The 21,784-nt window shown below is 62.4% G+C and carries 17 protein-coding genes; 12 read left to right on the top strand and 5 right to left on the bottom strand.

All coding sequences use genetic code 11. The features are described from left to right. The first annotated feature begins 181 nt into the window (after positions 1–181). Both msrP and msrQ read left to right on the top strand, forming a co-directional pair. Entirely contained in the window at positions 182–1,177 is a 996-nt protein-coding gene (gene msrP / locus PQQ52_RS24230; protein WP_408216872.1) for a protein-methionine-sulfoxide reductase catalytic subunit MsrP, read from the top strand. A gap of 11 nt (positions 1,178–1,188) precedes the next feature. Next, positions 1,189–1,884 (top strand): protein-methionine-sulfoxide reductase heme-binding subunit MsrQ, encoded by a 696-nt coding sequence (gene msrQ, locus PQQ52_RS24225; RefSeq protein WP_408216925.1) that lies wholly within the window; start codon positions 1,189–1,191, stop codon positions 1,882–1,884. 80 nt (positions 1,885–1,964) lie between these two features. On the opposite strand, the gene lysA is transcribed toward msrQ, so the two are convergent. Both lysA and lptM read right to left on the bottom strand, forming a co-directional pair. After that, positions 1,965–3,227 carry a diaminopimelate decarboxylase gene (gene lysA / locus PQQ52_RS24220; protein WP_408216870.1) on the bottom strand — a complete coding sequence of 421 codons (1,263 nt, stop codon included), beginning with the start codon at positions 3,225–3,227 and terminating at the stop codon, positions 1,965–1,967. A 9-nt stretch (positions 3,228–3,236) separates the two neighbouring features. Continuing rightward, positions 3,237–3,590 (bottom strand): LPS translocon maturation chaperone LptM, encoded by a 354-nt coding sequence (gene lptM / locus PQQ52_RS24215; protein ID WP_408216867.1) that lies wholly within the window; start codon positions 3,588–3,590, stop codon positions 3,237–3,239. 35 nt (positions 3,591–3,625) lie between these two features. Between lptM and cyaY the strand changes: the two genes are divergently transcribed. Further along, positions 3,626–3,943 carry an iron donor protein CyaY gene (gene cyaY / locus PQQ52_RS24210; RefSeq protein ID WP_054036574.1) on the top strand — a complete coding sequence of 106 codons (318 nt, stop codon included), beginning with the start codon at positions 3,626–3,628 and terminating at the stop codon, positions 3,941–3,943. Positions 3,944–4,025: 82 nt separating this feature from the next. On the opposite strand, the gene PQQ52_RS24205 is transcribed toward cyaY, so the two are convergent. Further along, a complete protein-coding gene (locus PQQ52_RS24205) occupies positions 4,026–6,425 on the bottom strand; it encodes a penicillin-binding protein 1A (protein WP_408216865.1) in 2,400 nt (799 codons plus the stop codon). 253 nt (positions 6,426–6,678) lie between these two features. Between PQQ52_RS24205 and pilM the strand changes: the two genes are divergently transcribed. From pilM to PQQ52_RS24170, 7 genes are all read left to right on the top strand, one after another. Continuing rightward, entirely contained in the window at positions 6,679–7,671 is a 993-nt protein-coding gene (pilM, locus tag PQQ52_RS24200; protein WP_408216862.1) for a type IV pilus biogenesis protein PilM, read from the top strand. Positions 7,672–7,718: 47 nt separating this feature from the next. Beyond that, on the top strand, positions 7,719–8,396 hold the full coding sequence (locus PQQ52_RS24195) for a PilN family protein (protein WP_408216860.1): 678 nt from the start codon (positions 7,719–7,721) through the stop codon (positions 8,394–8,396). Further along, the gene (locus tag PQQ52_RS24190) at positions 8,393–9,316 is read left to right on the top strand and encodes a hypothetical protein (protein ID WP_408216857.1); all 924 of its coding nucleotides are present in this window, start codon (positions 8,393–8,395) and stop codon (positions 9,314–9,316) included. The genes PQQ52_RS24195 and PQQ52_RS24190 overlap by 4 nt, the downstream gene beginning before the upstream one ends. A gap of 164 nt (positions 9,317–9,480) precedes the next feature. Beyond that, positions 9,481–11,094, top strand: a complete 1,614-nt coding sequence (locus tag PQQ52_RS24185; protein WP_408216922.1) for a type IV pilus secretin PilQ — start codon at positions 9,481–9,483, stop codon at positions 11,092–11,094. A 106-nt stretch (positions 11,095–11,200) separates the two neighbouring features. Then, positions 11,201–11,752, top strand: coding sequence for a shikimate kinase (locus PQQ52_RS24180; protein WP_325043536.1), 552 nt, complete (start codon positions 11,201–11,203; stop codon positions 11,750–11,752). After that, entirely contained in the window at positions 11,752–12,837 is a 1,086-nt protein-coding gene (gene aroB, locus PQQ52_RS24175) for a 3-dehydroquinate synthase (RefSeq protein WP_408216855.1), read from the top strand. The genes PQQ52_RS24180 and aroB overlap by 1 nt, the downstream gene beginning before the upstream one ends. A gap of 72 nt (positions 12,838–12,909) precedes the next feature. After that, positions 12,910–14,112 carry a deoxyguanosinetriphosphate triphosphohydrolase gene (locus PQQ52_RS24170; protein WP_408216852.1) on the top strand — a complete coding sequence of 401 codons (1,203 nt, stop codon included), beginning with the start codon at positions 12,910–12,912 and terminating at the stop codon, positions 14,110–14,112. A 239-nt stretch (positions 14,113–14,351) separates the two neighbouring features. Here PQQ52_RS24170 and PQQ52_RS24165 read toward each other — a convergent pair whose 3' ends face one another. Continuing rightward, positions 14,352–14,732 (bottom strand): ElaB/YgaM/YqjD family protein, encoded by a 381-nt coding sequence (locus PQQ52_RS24165; protein ID WP_408216849.1) that lies wholly within the window; start codon positions 14,730–14,732, stop codon positions 14,352–14,354. 339 nt (positions 14,733–15,071) lie between these two features. After that, on the bottom strand, positions 15,072–15,797 hold the full coding sequence (locus PQQ52_RS24160; protein ID WP_408216846.1) for an OmpW/AlkL family protein: 726 nt from the start codon (positions 15,795–15,797) through the stop codon (positions 15,072–15,074). Positions 15,798–15,984: 187 nt separating this feature from the next. On the opposite strand from PQQ52_RS24160, the gene PQQ52_RS24155 reads away from it, so the two are divergent. Further along, a complete protein-coding gene (locus PQQ52_RS24155; protein WP_007180173.1) occupies positions 15,985–16,692 on the top strand; it encodes a transposase in 708 nt (235 codons plus the stop codon). 295 nt (positions 16,693–16,987) lie between these two features. Beyond that, positions 16,988–21,691, top strand: coding sequence for a glutamate synthase-related protein (locus tag PQQ52_RS24150; protein ID WP_408216843.1), 4,704 nt, complete (start codon positions 16,988–16,990; stop codon positions 21,689–21,691). Positions 21,692–21,784: the final 93 nt, after the last annotated feature.

The raw sequence follows: 21,784 nt of genomic DNA, 5'->3' as shown, positions 1-21,784 counted from the left end.
GAGCCGACCAAGAACCGCCGCGTGTTTCACACCGGCGGTTTTTTTACGTCTGGCGGAATATTCGCTGCATCCAGGGTGTTCGTTAGAGCAGTACCTACGGATGACTGGGCGAGCGGCTAAACGAGCCGATCAACAATATGGCCCCTTACGACAAGCCGAAGGGCCGGCAAGGAGCAGCACGATGTGGATCAAGCGAAGCGACAGGATTCAACTCATCGGCGATGACATCGCACGTAGCGAAATCACGCCACAGCGGGTCTTCGAGAACCGGCGGCGCGTATTGCAGGCTGCGGGCGCGTTAGCGCTCGGCAGTCTGATCGGTGTGAACGGCGAAGCGTTGGCAGCGTATTCGTCTCAGGATCCGAAGGCGCAGAAGCTCGCGGCGAAGACCAACGCGAAGTTCGTCGCGCTCGACAAGATCACGCCGTACAAGGACATCACCACGTACAACAATTACTACGAATTCGGCACTGACAAGGCGGATCCCGCGCACAACGCCGGCACCTTGCGGCCGCATCCGTGGAAAGTGAGTGTCGAGGGTGAAATCAAGAATCCGAAGGTGTACGACATTGACGAGTTGCTGAAGCTCGCGCCGCTCGAGGAGCGTGTGTACCGGTTGCGTTGTGTTGAAGGCTGGTCGATGGTGATTCCGTGGATTGGCGTGCCGCTCTCGGAGTTGATCAAGCGTGTGCAGCCGACCGGCAACGCCAGATACGTGCAGTTCATCACGCTCGCCGATCCGTCGCAAATGCCTGGTCTGTCGACACCGGTACTCGACTGGCCGTACACCGAAGGTCTGCGGATGGACGAAGCGATGAATCCGCTGACGCTGCTGACGATGGGCCTCTACGGTCAGGTGCTGCCGAATCAGAATGGCGCGCCGATCCGGGTGGTGGTGCCATGGAAATACGGCTTCAAGAGCGCGAAGTCGCTGGTGAAAATCCGCTTCCTCGACAAGCAGCCGCCGACCAGCTGGAATACGTACGCATCAAACGAATACGGTTTCTATTCGAACGTGAATCCGAACGTCGATCACCCGCGCTGGAGCCAGGCCACCGAGCGACGCATCGGCGAAGACGGTTTCTTCACGCCCAAACGCAAGACCCTGATGTTCAATGGCTACGGCGATCAGGTCGCATCGCTGTATCAGGGCATGGACCTGAAGAAGAATTTTTGAGCGACGTAACCATGGCTTCCGATACGCAACCTGTTACTCAACCCGAACGCAAAGCGCCGCGAGCAGCGCAGGCGTCGACCATGGCGAAACGCCCGGCAGGCGGCGCGCGCTGGATCGTGCCGGTCAAGATCGCGGTATTTATCGCGGCGTGGTATCCGCTCGCGCGCATCGTGCTGTTTGGCGTGACCGATCGGCTTGGCGCGAATCCGATCGAGTTTATTACGCGCTCGACGGGTCTGTGGACGCTTGTCTTTCTTTGCATCACGTTGGCCGTGACGCCGTTGCGTCGACTGACCGGCATCACCGCACTGGCCCGTTTTCGCCGGATGCTCGGCCTCTACGCATTTTTCTACGCGACGCTGCACTTCACCACTTACCTGTGGTTCGACAAGTGGTTCGATGTCGCCGCGATTCTCAAGGACATCGGCAAGCGGCCGTTCATTACCGTGGGCTTCGCTGCATTCGTGCTGCTGATCGCGTTGGCCGTCACGTCGCCGCGCGCGATGGTGCGCAAACTTGGACGCCGCTGGCAGACGTTGCATCGGGCGATCTATGCGATCGGCGCGCTCGCGATCCTGCACTTCTGGTGGATGAAGGCGGGCAAGCACGATCTGGTCTTGCCGAGGATCTACGGCGCGATCATGGTCGCGTTGTTGGGGTGGCGTTTGCTCGTATGGCTGCGCGAGCGGAGTTTAAAAACGCGCTGACCATCAGGTACAGCGCACAAATAGAAAAAGGCGACGCCGAAGCGGCATCGCCTTTTTTATGCTGCTTAAGCTCTGGACGTTTACGCCGGCAAGATCGTTTCGCCCGCAAACAGCTGCTTGATCTCTTCGCGAGCGCGAACGATATGCACCTGTGTACCATCAACCATTACCTCGGCCGCACGCGGACGGGTGTTGTAGTTCGAGCTCATCACGAAGCCATACGCGCCAGCCGAGCGAATCGCCAGCAGATCACCCGGTTCGACCGCCAGCAGACGCTCACGACCCAGCCAGTCGCCGCTTTCGCAAACCGGGCCGACCACGTCGTACACATGGGCGGGCACGTCGCGCTTAACAACTGCCTCGATCGCGTGATACGCCTCGTACATGGCAGGGCGTGCCAGATCGGTCATCGCCGCGTCCACGATGGCGAAGTTCTTTTCCGCGCCTGGCTTCAGAAACTCGACACGCGTGAGTAGCACGCCCGCATTGCCGACCAGCGAACGGCCCGGCTCGAAATACACCTCGCGATGCCCGTGACCGCGTGCTTCGATGCGATCCAGCACGGTGCGCACGAAGTCGCCGATTTCCGGCGGGGTTTCGTCGTCGTACGTGATGCCGAGACCGCCGCCTACGTCGATATGGCGAATCTTCACGCCGTCCTGCTCGATCTGTTCGACCAGTTCGAGAACCTTGTCGACCGCGTCCAGATACGGTGAGACCTCAGTGATCTGCGAGCCGATATGACAGTCGATGCCGACTACGTCGAGATGCGTCATCGCCGCGGCGGCTTGATACGTAGCGCGTGCATCTTCGAACGCGACGCCGAACTTGTTCGACTTCAGACCAGTGGAAATATACGGATGCGTTTTCGCGTCGACGTCCGGATTCACGCGCAGCGAGACGGGCGCTTTTTTGCCCATTTCCGCCGCAACCGCGTTCAGGCGGTCGAGCTCGGGAATCGATTCGACGTTGAAGCATTTGACGCCGGCTGCGAGTGCCTGACGCATTTCGTCCGCATTCTTGCCGACGCCGGAAAACACGGTGTTTTCCGCTTTGCCGCCCGCAGCCAGCACACGTGCCAGTTCGCCGCCCGACACGATGTCGAAGCCGGCGCCGAGGCGCGCGAATACGTTCAGCACCGCGAGATTGCTATTGGCCTTGACAGCGACATGGACCGTCGCGCGGCGCCCGGCGCAAGCGCCTGCGTAGGCATTCCACGCTTCGGTCAGCGCGGCGCGCGAATAGACGTACAGCGGCGTGCCGAACTGCTCGGCGAGTGAGACGGCGGACACGCCTTCGGCGTGCAACACGCCGTCGACGTAGTCAAATGCGGATCGAGTCATGCGAAAGTCTTATTGAACGGGAGTGGCGGCGGAGGCAGGTTGCGCAGGGGTAGCAGCGGATGCGGCAGACGCGGGCGGCGCAGCGAGTTCGGTTTCCGGCGACAACGAGAGCGGTGCGCCCGACGTATCCGGGACCTCACCCATCGGGGTGGCGGTTTCCGCGCCCGGTTTCACTTCAGCCGGCGATGCTGACGGCGGCGGTTCCGTGCGAGTGACCGGCTTGGCCGGTAGCGGCGGAACGGTGGGCAAATAGAGCGAACCACGTTGCCCGCAGCCGGCAAGTGCACAACCTGCGAGAATGGCTAAACCCGCTACAATCGCGCGGCCGGGCGCCGCAGCGCGCATCCGAGATACGACTCGCATGACTGTCCCTGAATAAATAATCGATGGAGTTTAGCATGTCCGATAGTGATTACCTGACCCGCGCGGAAGCCGCGCTAGCCGCCATCGAACGCGCGCTCGACGACACGGAAGCCGACATCGAACTCGAGCGCAGCGGCAATGTCCTGACCCTCGAATTCGAGAACCGCACGAAGATCATCGTCAACCTGCAACCGCCGATGAGCGAGATCTGGATCGCCGCGAAAGCGGGTGGTTTTCACTTCCGTTTCATCGACGGTGAGTGGCGCGATACCCGCAGCGGCACGGAATTTTTCGCTGCGCTGTCGGAGTACGCGACGCAGCAGGCCGGTGAGCCGGTTCACTTCGAAGCGTAAAGCCGGCGCCCAAACGAAACCGCCGCGCATTCAGCGCGGCGGTTTTTTTACGGACTTTGGCGCCTCTTTCGAGGCACCGCGTTTAGTGCCCGCGGAACAGATTCATGATGTCCTGCTTTTCCTGTTCTCCGACTTGCTGGGGCGCCACCGCGGACGCGCCGCTCGCGTCGGCATCCAGCGCGGCCTGACTGATTCCGACTGTCGCGATGAAACCGTGGCCCGGCGTGAAGTCGTCGAAATACAATTCTGAGCCGAGTTCGGTCACGCCGTCCGGCATCGGCATCTTGTAGTCCGGCACGCCTTTGAGCGCGCGCGCCATGTATTCGATCCACACCGGCAACGCGAGGCCGCCGCCGGTTTCCTTATCGCCGAGACTGCGCGGGTTGTCGTAGCCGATCCACGCGATGGCTGTCAGCGTGTGCTGATAGCCGGCGAACCATGCATCGCGCGAATCGTTGGTCGTGCCGGTCTTGCCGCCGAGATCGGTACGCTTCAGCACGTTGGTCTTGGCACCCGTGCCACGTTGCGCGACGCTTTGCAGCAGGCTGTTCATCACATACGCGTTGCGTGGTTCGATCGCGTGCGGCGCACTCTGCGCGGCCACCAGCGGTTGCGCGTGCGCCACGACGATACCGCGCTGATCGGTAACTTCGGCGATCAGATACGGATTGATGCGATAACCGCCGTTGGCAAATACCGAGAACGCACCCGCCATCTGCAAGGGCGTGACGAGACCCGCGCCGAGCGCCATCGGCAGATAAGCCGGGTGACGGTCCGCATCGAAGCCGAAACGCGTGATGTATTGCTGCGCGTACTTGGTGCCGATCTGGTTCAGGATGCGAATCGACACGAGGTTCTTCGACTTCTGCAGTGCGGTACGCATGGTCATCGGACCGTCGAAACCGCCGCCGTAGTTCTTCGGTTCCCACGCCTGGCCACCCGTCTCCGCTGCGCTGAAAAAGAGCGGCGCGTCATTGATCACCGTGGCCGGTCCGAGCCCCTTTTCGAGCGACGCCGAATAGATGAACGGCTTGAAGCTCGAACCCGGCTGGCGCCACGCCTGGGTCACATGGTTGAACTTGTTCTTGTTGAAGTCGAAACCGCCGACCAGCGCGCGAATCGCGCCATCTTGCGGCACGACCGAAACGAATGCGCCTTCCACTTGCGGCAACTGGGTGATCGACCAGTTGCCGTCGTCACCCTTCACGAGGCGAATGATCGCGCCGGGCCGCACGCGTTGATTAGGCTGCGCACGCGTGCCGAGCGCGAACTGCGCGAAGCGCAGGCCGTCGCCCTGAATGGTCGCGACGTTGCCGTCGATGAAGGTGGCTTGCACCTGCTTTGGGCTCGCCGCCGTCACCACCGCGGCGATGAGTTCGCCGTTGTCGGGATGCTCGAGCAGCGCGTCGTCGATGTCCTGTTCGCGGTCGTCCGCATCGGACGGCAAATCGATGAACGCCTCCGGGCCGCGATAGCCGTGGCGCCGTTCATAGTCCATCAGACCTTTGCGCAGCGCCCGGTAAGCGACGTCCTGATCGGCCGAGTCGATGGTGGTCACGACATTCAGGCCGCGCGTGTACGCCTCTTCGCGATACTGCGCGTACATCATCTGCCGCACCATCTCTGCGACGTATTCCGCGTGCACGCTGAACTCCTTGCCCGCGCCCTTGACGACCAGCGGCTGCTTGCTTGCTTCCTCGTATTGTTCCTGTGTGATGTAGTGCAACTCGTACATGCGCTGCAGGATGTACTCCTGACGGATCTTCGCGCGCTTTGGATTGACTACCGGGTTATACGCGGACGGCGCCTTCGGCAGGCCCGCCAGCATGGCGGATTCCGCCAGCGTCAGGTCCTTCAGATCTTTCCCGAAGTACACCCGCGCCGCGCTCGCGAAGCCATACGCACGCTGGCCGAGATAAATCTGATTCATGTACACCTCGAGAATCTGATCTTTCGTCAGCTTTGACTCGATCTTGTACGCGAGCAGCATCTCGTAAATCTTACGCGTGTAGGTCTTCTCACTCGAAAGGAAGAAGTTGCGTGCCACCTGCATGGTGATTGTGCTGGCGCCTTGCGTGGCGTGACCATTGGTCAGTGCGACGAAGCCGGCTCGTGCAATGCCTGTGAGGTCGACGCCGCCGTGATCGTAGAAGCGCGCGTCTTCGATCGCCAGCACGGCTTTCTTCAGGCTGTCAGGCACGTCCTGGATATGGACGATGTCACGCCGCTCTTCACCGAATTCGCCGATCAGCACGTGGTCCGCCGTATAGATGCGCAATGGCACCTTCGGCCGGTAGTCGGTCAGCGCATCGAGCGACGGCAGGTTCGGCGTTGCTACCACCAGCGCATAACCGAGCACCAGCAGAACGCACAGGATGCCGGCGACGATAAGACCCACAAAGCCGATGATGAGCTTAAGCCACAAGGGGCGTTTGCGCTTCTGGGGCGCGGGCGGCGGGGACGTAGGAGACGTTGATTGCATATGGGCACCAAAAAACAGTCCCGCGATTATAGCCGTCTCGCTTTTCGGCTTTCGGCATGCTTACTGACAGTTCTTGACAAGTCGGCGCGCCGCGCAGGAATGACTTCACTGTAGACGCTTTGATGGCATGCCGGGCGTACCTCGCGCAACGTTAGCCATTCGGCTGAGTGTCGCGCGGCGGCGCGGCTGCGCACAATTCTTCCTCGTTACTCGCGTTCGAATGGTTCGCCGCGTGAGTCTGAGGGAGGGCGTGATGACGTTCAAAAATTCGTGGCTTCAAGGTGTGCAACTCGGTGCGCAGCGTTTTGCTGCGGGAATCGATGTGGGTTCGCAGGCGGTGCGTCTGGTCGTGGTGAGTCAGCATTCGCGCACACGTGCCGCGCTGCACATCGAATACGCGTGCACGGTGCCGCTTGGCGCCGGTGCGATGGCCGGCACGGAGATCGCCGACCGCCATGCGGTGGCGCGTGCGTTGCGCGACGCATTCGCCGGTCTGCCGCACGCGTGTGCGACGCAGGCATTGCGATGCGCAATGGCGCTGCCCGCCTCGGCCACGTTGACAACGACAGTGCCACTTACACAGCTCGCCACACTAAGCGGCTGTGCGGACGACGGCGGCCATGAACTCGCCGAACTCGAGCCGGCGGTGATGAGCGAAGTCGAACGCATAGCGGGTCTCGAGCGACATGCTTTAGCCGTTGACTGGTTCGTCGACGAAACGCGTTCGCCGATTCGTTCGGTGACGATCGCCGCAACCGCACGCCAGCATCTCGAAGCGCGTATCGAATGCGCAGCGACTGCCGGTATCTCACTCACCGCGATCGACGGCGAGCCGCACGCGGCTTTGCGCGCAATGCGTTACGCGGCGAGCCACGAACTCGATCCGCACGAGCCTTACGTCGCGCTATGGGTCGGCGCGGACGGCGTGTACGGCTGGCGCATCGTCGACGATTGCCTGGTCGGTGAGATGCGCTACCCGGCGCCCGAACACGCCGATCTCGCCGACGCGCTGCGCGATCTCGTCCACGGCCCTGTACTCGACTGTGCGTTGTTGAGCGGCGAGATCGATTTGCTCGACGGCGTGGGTTTCTCGATTGCGGATATAGCCGACGTATTGGGCTGTACTGTGCTGCCGTTCGAATGTGCGGCGCTTGGCGGGCTCGCACGTCAGCTGCACGATCCGTTGCTGCACGAGCCTTCTGCCGCGGTCGCATTCGGACTTGCGCTGCGTGGGGTGCTCGAATGATGCGCAGCCTGCGTTCTGGTTCGGACGCGGCGGCCGCGAACACGCGAATGTCTGCCCGTGGCGCGCGCTTCGCACGGCCGTGGCTCGGCGGCTTCAATCTGCTGCCTTACAGGCAACGCAATGCGCGGCTCGCGCGCGGACGGCGTTTGCTTGAATGGGTTGCCGCCGCGCTCACCGGCTTTGCGGGCGTGCTCGTGTTAGTCGGGTGGCAGGCATTTGAAAGAGCACGGGTCGATGTGCAGCGCGCGTCGATCGAACAATCGCTCACGCAACTGGCCATGCCGCTTGCGGAGCACGCCAGTTTACTGCGGGCGCAAGACGAACAACGCAAAGGCGCAGCGCGTGCGATGACCTTGTCCGGGCCGCTTACGCATTTGCGCGATCTGCTGGATGCGTTGAGTTTTGAACCCGGTGATGGCGTGGTGCTGCAGCAATTGCGCCAGCGCGAGCACGAGACAGAGTTGCTCGCGACATCGCGCGGACATATCGCGTCGGCCGAGTGGCTCAAGCGCCTGAGCGCGATCCGCGGCGTGAGGGGCGCGGAGGTGAGCGATCTGCATCGCTCGACGTCCCGCAGCAATGCAGTTGCGGCGGCCGGCGTTACCGGCCCCATCGAATTTGGAGCGCATCTGCGCTGGGATCCACCGCCGCAGAAAACCGCCCTTACGTCTGGCTTTGCGGCGCAGCGTCCCATGAAGTCTGCACAATCAGGAGGTGCGAAATGAGTACGACTTTTGTCGAGTTCGGCGGCGCGGCAAGTGCGCGGCCCTCTTTTTCCCAGTGGGTGAAGCGTGTGCGCCTGCCGTTCGCGGCCTGGAGTCGTCGGCGCCGTTGGGTGGTCGCAGTGCTGATCGCTGTGGTGGTGTTCGGACTTGGCGCGCACGGCTGGGTTGTGGCCGATCTTGGCGGGGTCGAGGCAAGCCGTACGGCACTGGGGGCCGCGACGCAGCATCTGGCAGATGCACGCCGCGCGCTGGCGCAATTGCCCGCGCTACGCCGGCAAGCTGCCGCCACGCCGGGCGCACAGTTACCAGCGTCATGGAGTTCCGCGGACGATGTGCGCATCGTGTCCGAACTCGCGGCTCAGAATAGCGTCTCCCTGCTTTCGGTAGAACCGGGCGCCGCCAGCGGTTCGGGCGTCGAAGGCATGCGTCCTATACAACTCACCGCGCACACCGATTTCGTACACCTGATGGCATTCCTACGCGGCCTGTCGGATCTGCCCGTGCTGATCGTTCCCGTCGACGTGACGGTAAACCGCGATGCCGCTTCGTTAGCAGTGAGAGCAACGCTGCATGTATTCAGCGCGCTGAGGCCGGTGCCTTCAACCGCGAATGCAGATGCGTTTGCCGACGATAGTCTCGATTCGGACGACGAAGAAGACATCGTATTCTTCGACCCGTTTTCGCTGCCGCAGATACTCGCGTCCGGCGAACAGCTGCCCGACGCTTCGCAACTGCGTCTGGTTGGTTTGCTGCGCGATCGCACACGCGGGCTGGCCTTGCTCGATACGCCGGATGGCGCGACCACCGTCGCGTCCGGGCAGCAGCTCGGTACCGAGCGCGTCACGCGGCTCGACGCGCTCAGCATCACGCTAGCCAACGGCAGCGCGACCCGGACACTGGCACTGACGGAGGCGTCCTGATGAGGCTGATGAAGCCGTTCAGTCTCGCTGCGTCGCGCATCGGCATGCGTGTGTGTTTTGGCCTTGGTGTGTGTCACGGCTTGTCTGGAAGTATGCGTGGCACCCGGGTTCGCAACCTGGCTCGTAGCTCGATTCGCAACCCGGTTCGCAGTTTGGTCGCAGGCATGGCGATAAGCGTTGGCATCGCGCAGGCTTCGACCCCACCGCTGCCGCCGCTGCCCGCATACATGCCGCTCGACGATGCCACTGCGCCGCCCGATGCTCGATACGACGTACTGCCTTTATCACGCGGCATCGCTGCGGAAGTACCCAATCCGTTCCGCGACAATTCCGTGGACGACTCCGCCGCCGACTCTGGCGTATCACGAGCGGCCGCCGCCGGCATCGGGCGCACCGACGACCTGACCGTCGACGCAGACGGCTCAGTGCCGCTACGGAGGCAATCCGCAGCGTCCGCGCGCGACGACCTAACCGGAACCTCGGCGCTCGAAGGGCCGCCGGTGCCGCTGCCTCCGCTCGCGCGTCTGAGCGACGCGCCGAAAACGCCTGCAGACGCCAAACTCGCCGCCGACGACAAACCGATCTCGCTTAACTTCCAGCGCGCCGAACTCGGCGCGGTACTGAACGCGTTCGCCCAGTTCACCGGACTGAACATCGTCGCAAGCGAGAGAGTACGCGGCGCCGTGTCACTGCGACTCGACAAGGTGCCGTGGCGTACCGCATTCGATACCTTGCTCGACGTCAACGGGCTGGCCATGGAGCGTCACGGCAACGTGATCTGGGTCGCGCCGATCGCGGATCTGGCCACTCGCGAGCGGCAGCGTTTCGAAGCGCACGCCCGAGCGGCCGATCTTGAGCCGCTCGCGAGCCGCACGTTCGAGCTGCACTACGCGCGCGCCGAGGATGTGCGGCGCCTGCTGACCGGCGCCGGAAACCAGCGCGTGCTGTCCAAACGCGGCGCCGCGACTGCCGATCCGCGCACCAATCTGCTGTTCGTCACCGATCTCGAAGGACGCCTCGTGCAAATCACGGCGTTGCTTGCGTCCGTCGACCGGCCGACCCGTCAGGTATTGATCGAAGCGCGTATCGTCGAGGGCGAGCATGGGTTTTCGCGCAATCTAGGCGTACGGCTTTCCATGGCGGCCGCCAACGCTGACGGCACCACCCGAGGTTTGGCGGGCGGCAAGGACGGCACCGTGTACGATCTGTCGGCGCGGCCGATTTCCGGTTTCGACGCCGCCACCGCCGGGCTGACCTTGTTTGCAGCCGGAGCGACGCGGCTCCTGAACATCGAGCTGAGCGCGCTGGAGGCCGAAGGGCGTGGTGAAATCGTCTCAAGCCCCCGGGTCGTGACGGCGGACCGGATGAAAGCGGTCGTCGAGCAGGGCACCGAGCTGCCCTATCAGGCGAAAGTCGGGCAGGGCGTGTCGGGCGTGCAGTTTCGCCGCGCCACGCTCAAACTGGAGGTCGAGCCGCAAATCATGCCGGACGGCCGAGTGGTACTGGACCTCGACGTCGCCAAAGACAGCGTCGGCGAGCAGACCGACGCCGGGCCCGCGATCAACACCAAACACGTGCAAACGCGCGTCGAAGTCGAGGATGGTGGTACGGTGTCGATCGGCGGAATTTACGCGACCGACAACCGGGACGATGTGACGCGGGTGCCGGTCCTGGGCAAAATACCGGTTTTAGGCGCGCTTTTTCGCCATCGGGCTCATCGGGACCAGCGCAGTGAACTGGCCATTTTCATCACGCCGCGCGTCGTTCAGACAAATTAGGGGCACGCTGCCGCCGCTGTCCAGCGGCGGCCTGCAGGCTCGACAAGGCAGCCGCTTTGCCAGTAAGCTGCGGCACGAACCATACCGGATTAGCCAGAGGACACCGTTGCAAGCGCGGGACGCACACGCCAATGTATTTTTTGTAGGGCTCATGGGGGCAGGCAAAACCACCGTGGGCCGGGCCATTGCGCGCCGTCTCGATCGCCCGTTCTTCGATTCCGATCACGAAATCGAGGTGCGCACGGGTGCGCGCATCCCGGTGATCTTCGAGCTGGAAGGCGAAGCGGGCTTTCGCGACCGCGAGGCGCACGTGATTTCCGACCTGACCGGGCGCGACAATATCGTGCTGGCCACGGGCGGTGGCGCGGTGCTGCGGCCGGAAAACCGCGAAGCGCTGCAAAATCGGGGCGTGGTGATCTATTTGCGCGCCAATCCCCATGATCTGTGGCTGCGCACCCGGCGCGACAAGAATCGCCCGCTTTTGCAGACCGAAGACCCTAAAGCGCGCCTAGAGGCGCTCTACGAAGTACGCGATCCGCTATACCGGGAATGCGCGCACTTTGTGATCGAAACTGGCCGGCCTTCGGTCAACGGACTCGTCAACATGGTTCTGATGCAGCTCGAGATGGCCGGCGTCGCCAAACATCCTGCTTCATAATGGACCGTATGATTACCGTCAATGTCGAACTGGGCGAGCGTGCCTACCCCATCCATATCGGTGCCGATCTGATCGGCCAGACCGCGTTGTTCGCGCCGCATATCGCAGGCAGCTCGGTCACGATCGTCACGAACACCACGGTCGACCCGCTCTACGGCGATACGCTGCGCGCAGCGCTCGCGCCGCTCGGCAAGCAGGTCTCCACGGTGGTTTTGCCGGACGGTGAAGCGTACAAGAACCTCGAGACCCTGAACCTGATTTTCGATGCGTTGCTGGGATCGCGCGCCGATCGCAAGACCACACTGATCGCCCTCGGCGGCGGCGTGATTGGCGATATGACGGGGTTTGCCGCAGCCTGCTACATGCGCGGCGTGCCGTTCATCCAGGTGCCGACCACCTTGCTGTCGCAAGTCGATTCGTCGGTCGGCGGCAAGACGGGCATCAACCATCCGCTCGGCAAGAACATGATCGGCGCGTTCTACCAGCCGCAGGCCGTGATCGCGGACATCGGCGCGTTGCGTACGTTGCCGGCGCGCGAACTGGCCGCGGGCGTCGCTGAAGTGATCAAGACCGGCGCGATCGCCGATGCCGGTTTCTTCAGCTGGATCGAAGCAAATATCGAGGCGCTCAATCGCTGCGAGCCGGCAGTGCTGGCCGAGGCGGTCAAGCGCTCGTGCGAGATCAAGGCGTCGGTCGTGGCACAGGACGAGCGCGAAGGTGGACTGCGCGCGATTCTCAATTTCGGCCACACCTTCGGCCACGCGATCGAAGCCGGACTTGGCTACGGCGAGTGGCTGCATGGCGAGGCGGTCGGCTGCGGGATGGTGATGGCGGCGGACTTGTCCGTGCGCATGGGTTATCTCGATGAGGCGGCGCGCAAGCGTCTCGTCGACGTGATCGTTGCCGCGCATCTGCCTACCCGTGCCCCTGCGCTCGGCGATTCGCGTTACGTCGAACTCATGCGGGTCGACAAGAAGGCGGAAGCCGGCGCGATTAAATTCATTCTGCTGAAGCGTTTCGGTGAGACGCTGATCACTCAGGCGCCCGATGCCGAGGTGCACGCCACGCTGGCCGCTGCTGTTTAGAAACGGCAAGGCATTGCAGCGAAGCTTCACGCACCAGCGTCACGAGGCGCCGCCCATGTTTCGGAGAACCCGGTGACTGACAGGCGCAGCGACGATGTAAAGCATGATCCGGCAGGCACGCCCCCGAGCGGCGTGCCGTCGCAGGACGCACTCGAAGCGCATCTCGCGCCCTATGCAGCACATTCCTCCCAATCGCGCGGCCGCCGCTATCCTGAAGCCGCGCCCAGCGCGCGCACGGAATTCCAGCGCGATCGCGATCGCATTGTTCACTCGACGGCGTTCCGCCGGCTTGAGTACAAAACGCAGGTCTTCGTGAATCACGAGGGCGATCTGTTTCGCACGCGACTCACCCATAGCCTGGAAGTCGCGCAGATCGCCCGTTCTGTCGCTCGCAATCTGCGGGTCAACGAAGACCTCGTCGAAGCCATTTCGCTTGCGCACGATCTCGGCCATACGCCGTTCGGCCATGCCGGTCAGGATGCGCTGAACGAATGTATGCGCGAACACGGGGGCTTCGAGCACAATCTGCAAAGTCTTGCGGTGGTCGACGATCTGGAAGAGCACTACGGCGCGTTCAATGGCCTGAACCTCTGCTTCGAAACGCGGGAAGGTATCCTCAAGCACTGTTCGCGCGAGAATGCGCGGCGGCTCGGGGCGCTCGGCGAGCGTTTTCTGGATGGGCGGCAGCCTTCCCTCGAGGCGCAGATCGCCAATGTTGCCGATGAGATCGCGTACAACAATCACGATGTCGACGACGGCTTGCGTTCGGGCCTGCTCACCGTGGCGCAGCTTGCCGAAGTGGAGCTATGGCAGACGCACTACGCGGCGGCGCGCGGCGATTTCCCGGAGATCGAAGGGCGCAGGCTGATTCATGAGACTGTGCGCCGCATTATCAATACGCTAATCGTCGACCTGATCGATACGACATCGCTCAATCTTGCAAGGCACGCGCCGGTTTCGGTGGACGCGGTGCGCGCCGCGCCACCGCTGGTCGCGCATAGCGAAGCGGTCGCCGCGCAGGCGGCGGCGCTCAAGCGCTTTCTATTCAAGAACCTGTACCGCCACTATCGCGTTATGCGTATGGCCAACAAGGCGCGGCGCGTGGTGGCCGGCCTGTTCGATGCGTTCACGGAAGATTCGCGGCTGTTGCCACCCAGCTATCAATCCACCGACGCGTCGCTACAACCGCGCCTGATTGCTCATTACATCGCGGGTATGACGGATCGATATGCGGTGAAGGAGTATCAGCGGCTGTTCGTGATCGACGACAACTGATCAAGTGGCGCCAGCGGGCGTCGCCGCCCGATAAGCGTCGGCGCAGACCGCCTTCAGCGTCGAAATAAGGCTGGTGAGTATGGGCGCCTGCGGACGAACGGTGACGCCGGACCGGCGCCAGCAGACGCCAGCACCGGAATCAAACGCTGGCGCAATCCCATTCCCGCAACCAAAGCGCGCGGCGGCCCGTCTCGCCGCTTCAGGGGGCGGGTTCCGTGCAACCGCTCGGCGCCACCCGCCTAGCGCAGCCGCGACGCGAACAGCGCGCCCGCGATCAGCGCAACGCCGCCGACAATCGCTATCGTCTGCCACGGGTTTTCGTGCACATAGTCGTCGGCGTCGGACATTGCCACTTCGGCGCGTTCCCGCATGGCTTCGCGGGTATCGTTCAAACGGGCACGCGCGGTGTCGAGCTGCTTGCGCAATTTGCCGCGCAGCGCAACGGCGTCTGCCTGGGTGCCGTCTGCCAGGGTGGACTCCAGCTCCGACATCAGGTGGCGCAGTTCGCCTGCAATATCTTCGGCCGCGTGGCGGCTATGGCGAGCGATACGCCGCGCACGGCGGCTGGTGGTGGTCCAGGATTCGCCGAGGGCGTCTCGTGTGTTCGGAAGTGCTGTCATGGTCGCTCCGTCGAGGGTGAAAAGATCCCACGCTGTCACGCAACCTCACGTTGCCACGCGGGAAACACCTTGGGGACGCAACTTCGGTGCCAAACCCGCAGCCCCTGTGCAGCGTGGCGCCGACGCCCATTCCTCAGCAGATATTGCACGGGTCCACCCGGCAGTGGGTCAAATTTACAAACACGCTCGCCTGCCGCTGTATGAACGGCCTCCGCACGTCGCGAACCGTCCCTTGAACCGTGCCCAAAATAAAAAACGCCGCCATTGGATATATGACAGCGTTGTCCAAGCCACGAAAATTCGACTACCCTAACTTAACGGCCCCAATTTCCTGACGCGTTAGAAACGGTAACCGATGTTGACGTAGGTAACGATCGGGTTCAGCTTGATCTTGGTTTGCGATTGCACATTCAGCGTTCCGACCGGCGTGCTTGCCGCGGTGTTCAGCTTGGCGGTTGTGCTGAGCGGCAGGTACGAAATCGAGACGCCCGCGAACCAGTGCTGGTTAAACGCATAGGTGAAACCCGCATTAAACACCGGCTCCCACGAACTATCCGTAGTGACACTGGTCGGACCATGCAGGACGTTTGCTTCGAATGCGCTGTTGGTGATCCTTTCGTCGGAGAACCAGATGCGGCTCACACCAACGCCGAGATACGGGCGGAACGTGGCGGTCGGAGCGTTGAAGTAGTACTTGAACAGCAGAGTCGGGCTCCACTGTTTTGCCTGACCGAGCTTGCCGAATTGTTCGAGGCTACCCGTGCCGTTCAGGTCGAACGAAGGCGGATAGCCGATCACGAATTCGGTGGCGATGTGATCGGTGATGAAGTAGCCGGCAGTCAGACCGATAGTATCGGCCGAACTCAGTGATGCGCCGGTGTTGGGTTCGGTGATGTTGGTCGGGCTGCCGCCTATGCTTGTCACTCTCAATGGGTCGCTGCTCGATTGAGGCGCAAGATGGAACCAGCCTGTCGTGACGTAAAAGCTGCCGGCCGATTGCGCGTGCGCCGCTGTACTTATGCAGGCTAGCGCCGCGATCCCCGTTACGGCCTGTTTTAATTTCATATGTGCTCCTCCAGAAAAGGCCCGCTCATTATGACTACAACGTTTGAAACAAACCATACGCGGCGGTTAGAGCTTTCTCCCTAGGCCCCGCGCGGTTTCTGGCTTAGCCGCGCTGCGCCGAACCCCGGGCGCGCACGGTTCTTCGGACCTTCGGGTATGTACCAACGCGACTATTGGATACTCCAGCATGGCACGGCTTGCACGTCTCTATGTCCCTGACCAGCCGCAGCACGTCATCCTCCGTGGACTCGATCAGCAGCCCGCTTTTGTCGACGACCAGGACTACGAGCTTTTCATCGACTGCTTGAAAGCGGCTTCGCGCGACCATCACTTATCCATCCACGCGTATGCGTTGATGCCAGGCGCTGTGCAACTGCTCGTCACGCCGACTGAAGAGTCGAGCCTGCCGAAGGCAATGCAGGCGGTGGGGCGCCGCTACGTTGCGCACTTCAACCGGCGATACGCGCGCCGCGGCACCTTGTGGGAGGGGCGCTACCGTGCCACGGTGATTGAAGGCGAGCGCTACTTCCTGCTCGCGAGCCGGGTCGTCGAGATGTGTCCGGTGCGAGCCGGGCTCGTGAGCGCGCCCGAGGACTACCGATGGTCGAGCTATCGTCACCACATCGGCCTGACGCTCGACAGTCTGATTACCGACCACCCGTTGTACTGGTCGCTCGGCAATACGCCATTCGAACGGCAGCGGGCTTACCGTGAACTGTGCGAGCAGCCGCTCGACGAACGCGAAGCCAGTCAGCTCCAGCAGGCCACCCTGAAAGGCTGGGTTTTGGGCAGTGACACTTACCGCGAATGGGCGGCGCGGGCCGCGAACCGGCGCGTTTCGCCGCTGCCGCGCGGGCGGCCGCGCAAGGTGCGTGAAACGCCGCAGCAGCAATAAAGCGTTTCGCGTCAAAGGGCTGCGTCAAAACGGCATCTTCGCATGCCGTTTTCTTTTGCGCTTTTATGATGTGGCACCAATAAAAATTAGCCGCAATGCACCAACTTGATAATTGGGGATCGACCACCACGTTTTATTTGCTATTCCATTGATTCGTCGCGTATATTCCGAATTCCGGCGGTTTTTGATACGCGTAGCATCAAGCGTGCTGAGTCGCCGACGCGGTTGCGGTGCGAGCTGCGGCAATAGAAAAACGGTTTAACGGCCTGTCCGGCCCCTCACAGACGGTGTCCCCATGAACGACCACCAGCAACCGATTCACCCGGTTCCCGCCGCGCAGGGTCTGTACGACCCGCAAAACGAACATGACGCCTGTGGCGTCGGTTTCGTTGCTCATATCAAGGGCAAGAAAAGCCACGAGATCATCGAGCAAGGCCTGAAGATTCTCGAAAACCTCGACCACCGGGGCGCCGTGGGCGCCGATCCGCTGATGGGCGACGGCGCGGGCATCCTGATCCAGATCCCGGACGGGTTCTATCGTGAGGAAATGGCCAAGCAGGGTGTGGTCCTGCCGCCGAACGGCGAGTACGGCGTCGGCATGATCTTCCTGCCGAAGGAACACGCATCGCGTCTCGCCTGCGAACAGGAACTGGAACGCACGGTGAAGGCCGAAGGCCAGGTCGTGCTGGGCTGGCGCGACGTGCCGGTCGATCACACCATGCCGATTTCGCCCACCGTCAAGGCGAGCGAGCCACTGATCCGCCAGATCTTCATCGGCCGCGGCAAGGACATCATGGTGACCGACGCGCTCGAGCGGAAGCTGTATGTGATCCGCAAGACCGCGAGCCACCGCATCCAGGCGCTCAAGCTCCAGCACGGCAAGGAATACTTTGTGCCGTCCATGTCGGCGCGCACGGTCGTCTACAAGGGTCTGTTGCTGGCGGGTCAGGTTGGCGTGTATTACCGCGACCTGCAGGATGAGCGCACGGTGTCGGCGCTGGCGCTGGTGCATCAACGCTTCTCGACCAATACGTTCCCGGCTTGGGAACTGGCTCACCCGTATCGCATGATCGCCCACAACGGCGAAATCAACACGGTGAAGGGCAACGTCAACTGGCTGAACGCCCGCACCGGCGCGATCGCGAGCCACGTGCTTGGCGACGATCTGCCCAAGCTGTGGCCGCTGATCTATCCGGGCCAATCGGACACCGCCTCGTTCGACAACTGTCTCGAACTGCTGGTGATGGCCGGCTACCCGCTCGTCCACGCAATGATGATGATGATCCCGGAAGCCTGGGAACAGCACACGCTGATGGACGACAACCGCCGCGCGTTCTACGAATATCACGCCGCGATGATGGAGCCGTGGGACGGCCCTGCTGCGATCGCCTTCACCGACGGCCGCCAGATCGGCGCCACGCTCGACCGTAACGGCCTGCGCCCGGCGCGCTACATCGTCACTGACGACGACCTCGTGATCATGGCGTCGGAAGCGGGCACGCTGCTGATTCCCGAGTCGAAGATCGTCAAGAAGTGGCGTCTGCAGCCGGGCAAGATGTTCCTGATCGACATGGAACACGGCCGCATCATCGACGACAAGGAACTGAAGGACAACCTCGCCAACGCCAAGCCGTACAAGAGCTGGATCGACGCGGTCCGGATCAAGCTCGACGAAATCGAGCCGAAGGCCGAAGACGTCGCGACGGAACGCCGCGAAGCCGCTGCCCTGCTGGATCGCCAGCAGGCATTCGGCTACACGCAGGAAGACCTCAAGTTCCTGATGGCGCCGATGGCGCAAGCCGGTGAAGAAGCCGTCGGTTCGATGGGCAACGATTCGCCGCTGGCGGTCATGTCCAACAAGAACAAGACGCTCTATCACTACTTCAAGCAGTTGTTCGCGCAAGTCACGAACCCGCCGATCGACCCGATCCGTGAAAACATGGTGATGTCGCTGGTGTCGTTCGTCGGTCCGAAGCCGAACCTGCTGGACACGAACAACATCAACCCGCCGATGCGTCTCGAAGTGTCGCAGCCCGTGCTCGACTTCAAGGACATCGCGAAGATCCGCGCGATCGATCAGTACACGGGCGGCAAGTTCAGCTCGTATGAACTGAACATCTGCTATCCGGTGGCCTGGGGCAAGGAAGGTATCGAAGCGCGTCTGGCTTCGCTGTGCGCGGAAGCCGTGGATGCGGTCAAGTCCGGCTACAACATGCTGATCGTGTCGGACCGCAAGACCGACCGCGACAACGTCGCGATTCCGGCATTGCTGGCTACCGCCGCGATCCACACGCACCTCGTCCAGCACGGTCTGCGCACGAGTGCGGGGCTGGTCGTGGAAACCGGCTCGGCGCGTGAAACGCACCACTTCGCGTTGCTCGCGGGCTACGGCGCGGAAGCTGTGCACCCGTACCTCGCGATGGAAACGCTCAGCCAGCTCGCAGCGGGCCTGAAGGGTGACCTGTCGCCGGAAAAGGCGGTCTACAACTTCACCAAGGCAGTCGGCAAGGGCCTGATGAAGGTCATGTCGAAGATGGGTATTTCGACCTACATGTCGTACACCGGCGCGCAGATTTTCGAAGCGGTCGGTCTGGCTGAAGACCTGGTGCAGAAGTATTTCAAGGGCACCTCGTCGAAGGTCGGCGGCATCGGCCTGTTCGACGTCGCGGAAGAAGCGATCCGTCTGCATCGCGACGCGTTCGGCGACAACCCGGTGCTCGCGAACATGCTCGACGCGGGCGGCGAGTACGCGTACCGCGTGCGCGGTGAAGAACACATGTGGACGCCGGATGCGATCGCCAAGCTGCAACACTCGGCGCGCAGCAACTCGTACCAGACGTACAAGGAATACGCGCATCTGATCAACGATCAGACCAAGCGCCACATGACGTTCCGTGGTCTGTTCGAATTCAAGTTCGACCCGACCAAGGCGATCCCGCTCGACGAAGTCGAATCGGCGAAAGATATCGTCAAGCGTTTTGCCACCGGCGCCATGTCGCTGGGCTCGATCTCGACCGAAGCCCACGCCACGCTGGCTGTCGCGATGAATCGCATCGGCGGCAAGTCGAACACCGGCGAAGGCGGCGAGGACGTGAATCGTTACCGCAACGAACTGCGCGGCATTCCGATCAAGAACGGCGACACGATGAAGTCGTTGATCGGTGACGAGGTCGTTGTCGACATTCCGCTGAAGGACGGCGATTCGCTGCGCTCGAAGATCAAGCAGGTGGCGTCGGGCCGTTTCGGCGTGACGGCGGAATATCTCGCGTCGGCCGATCAGATCCAGATCAAGATGGCGCAAGGTGCAAAGCCGGGCGAAGGCGGGCAGTTGCCGGGCCACAAGGTGTCGGAATATATCGGCAAGCTGCGTTACTCGGTGCCGGGTGTCGGCCTGATTTCGCCGCCGCCCCACCATGACATCTACTCGATTGAAGATCTGGCACAGCTGATTCACGACCTGAAGAACGCCAACTCGGCGGCAAGCATTTCGGTGAAGCTGGTGTCGGAATCGGGCGTCGGTACGGTTGCGGCCGGTGTTGCCAAGGCGAAGGCCGATCACGTCGTGATCGCCGGTCATGACGGCGGCACGGGCGCATCGCCGCTGTCGTCGGTGAAACATGCCGGCACACCGTGGGAACTGGGTCTGGCTGAAACGCAGCAAACGCTGGTGCTGAACCAGTTGCGCGGCCGGATCCGCGTGCAGGCCGACGGTCAGATGAAGACCGGCCGCGACGTCGTGATCGGCGCGCTGCTGGGCGCGGACGAGTTCGGCTTCGCGACGGCGCCGCTCGTCGTCGAAGGCTGCATCATGATGCGCAAGTGCCACCTGAACACCTGCCCGGTCGGCGTCGCGACGCAAGATCCGGTGCTGCGTGCGAAGTTCCAGGGCCAGCCGGAACACGTCGTCAACTTCTTCTTCTTCGTTGCGGAAGAAGCGCGCGAAATCATGGCGCAACTGGGCATTCGCAAGTTCGACGATCTGATCGGCCACGCCGAACTGCTCGACATGAAGAAGGGCGTCGAACACTGGAAGGCGAAGGGTCTCGACTTCTCGCGCGTGTTCTATCAACCGCAGGTTTCCGCGGAGGTGGCACGCAAGCACGTCGACGTGCAGGATCACGGTCTGGACCGTGCGCTGGATCACGTGCTGATCGAGAAGGCGAAGGCCGCGATCGCGACGGGCGAGCACGTCTCGTTCATCCAGCCGGTGCGCAACGTCAACCGTACGGTCGGCGCGATGCTGTCCGGCACGATCGCGAAGAAGTACGGCCACGACGGCCTGGCTGACGACACGATTCATATCCAGTTGAAGGGCACCGCAGGTCAGAGCTTCGGCGCGTTCCTCGCGAGAGGCGTCACGCTGGATCTGGTCGGCGACGGTAACGACTACGTCGGCAAGGGTCTCTCGGGTGGCCGCATCATCATTCGTCCGACCAACGATTTCCGCGGCAAGTCGGAAGAAAACATCATCTGCGGCAACACGGTGATGTACGGCGCGATCGAAGGCGAAGCGTTCTTCCGCGGCGTCGCCGGCGAGCGTTTCTGCGTGCGTAACTCCGGTGCGACGGCGGTTGTCGAAGGCACGGGCGACCACGGTTGCGAATACATGACGGGCGGCACGGTTGTCGTGCTTGGCGAAACGGGCCGTAACTTCGCGGCGGGCATGTCGGGCGGTATCGCTTACGTGTACGACCCGGACAGCATGTTCGCGGGCAAGTGCAACAAGTCGATGGTCGCGCTCGATCCGGTCCTGCAACAGGCCGAACAGGAACGCACGGTCGATAAGGGCTTGTGGCACAGCGGCGCGACCGATGAAGCCCTGCTCAAGGGTCTCATCGAACGTCACTTCCAGTTCACGGGTTCGCCGCGCGCAAAGGCGCTGCTCGAAAACTGGGATGCGTCGCGCCGTCAATTCGTGAAGGTGTTCCCGACCGAATACAAGCGCGCGCTGGGCGAGATGGCAGCGAAGAAGGCGAATAAGGAAGTACTCGCCGCTTAACGCCTTCGCTGTTCATCAGCACAGAAGACCACACATTTAGCCGTACCCGCCGCCTGTTGACTATTCGACGCGCGGCGGGTGTAGATCACCTCA

This window comes from Paraburkholderia sediminicola (genome assembly GCF_046030555.1).
Lineage (GTDB): Bacteria > Pseudomonadota > Gammaproteobacteria > Burkholderiales > Burkholderiaceae > Paraburkholderia > Paraburkholderia sediminicola_E.
Note: the sequence above shows the minus strand (reverse complement) of the source record. Positions and strands in the feature narration are given on the sequence as shown.

What these genes read in the sequence shown, in the direction of transcription:
- PQQ52_RS24160 (WP_408216846.1), bottom strand. Translation starts at nt 15,797, where the DNA reads ATGAAATTAAAACAGGCCGTAACGGGGATCGCGGCGCTAGCCTGCATA.
- PQQ52_RS24155 (WP_007180173.1), top strand. Translation starts at nt 15,985, where the DNA reads ATGGCACGGCTTGCACGTCTCTATGTCCCTGACCAGCCGCAGCACGTC.
- cyaY (WP_054036574.1), top strand. Translation starts at nt 3,626, where the DNA reads ATGTCCGATAGTGATTACCTGACCCGCGCGGAAGCCGCGCTAGCCGCC.
- PQQ52_RS24195 (WP_408216860.1), top strand. Translation starts at nt 7,719, where the DNA reads ATGTCTGCCCGTGGCGCGCGCTTCGCACGGCCGTGGCTCGGCGGCTTC.
- msrQ (WP_408216925.1), top strand. Translation starts at nt 1,189, where the DNA reads ATGGCTTCCGATACGCAACCTGTTACTCAACCCGAACGCAAAGCGCCG.
- msrP (WP_408216872.1), top strand. Translation starts at nt 182, where the DNA reads ATGTGGATCAAGCGAAGCGACAGGATTCAACTCATCGGCGATGACATC.
- lysA (WP_408216870.1), bottom strand. Translation starts at nt 3,227, where the DNA reads ATGACTCGATCCGCATTTGACTACGTCGACGGCGTGTTGCACGCCGAA.
- PQQ52_RS24165 (WP_408216849.1), bottom strand. Translation starts at nt 14,732, where the DNA reads ATGACAGCACTTCCGAACACACGAGACGCCCTCGGCGAATCCTGGACC.
- PQQ52_RS24185 (WP_408216922.1), top strand. Translation starts at nt 9,481, where the DNA reads ATGGCGATAAGCGTTGGCATCGCGCAGGCTTCGACCCCACCGCTGCCG.
- lptM (WP_408216867.1), bottom strand. Translation starts at nt 3,590, where the DNA reads ATGCGAGTCGTATCTCGGATGCGCGCTGCGGCGCCCGGCCGCGCGATT.
- PQQ52_RS24205 (WP_408216865.1), bottom strand. Translation starts at nt 6,425, where the DNA reads ATGCAATCAACGTCTCCTACGTCCCCGCCGCCCGCGCCCCAGAAGCGC.
- aroB (WP_408216855.1), top strand. Translation starts at nt 11,752, where the DNA reads ATGGACCGTATGATTACCGTCAATGTCGAACTGGGCGAGCGTGCCTAC.
- pilM (WP_408216862.1), top strand. Translation starts at nt 6,679, where the DNA reads ATGACGTTCAAAAATTCGTGGCTTCAAGGTGTGCAACTCGGTGCGCAG.
- PQQ52_RS24150 (WP_408216843.1), top strand. Translation starts at nt 16,988, where the DNA reads ATGAACGACCACCAGCAACCGATTCACCCGGTTCCCGCCGCGCAGGGT.
- PQQ52_RS24190 (WP_408216857.1), top strand. Translation starts at nt 8,393, where the DNA reads ATGAGTACGACTTTTGTCGAGTTCGGCGGCGCGGCAAGTGCGCGGCCC.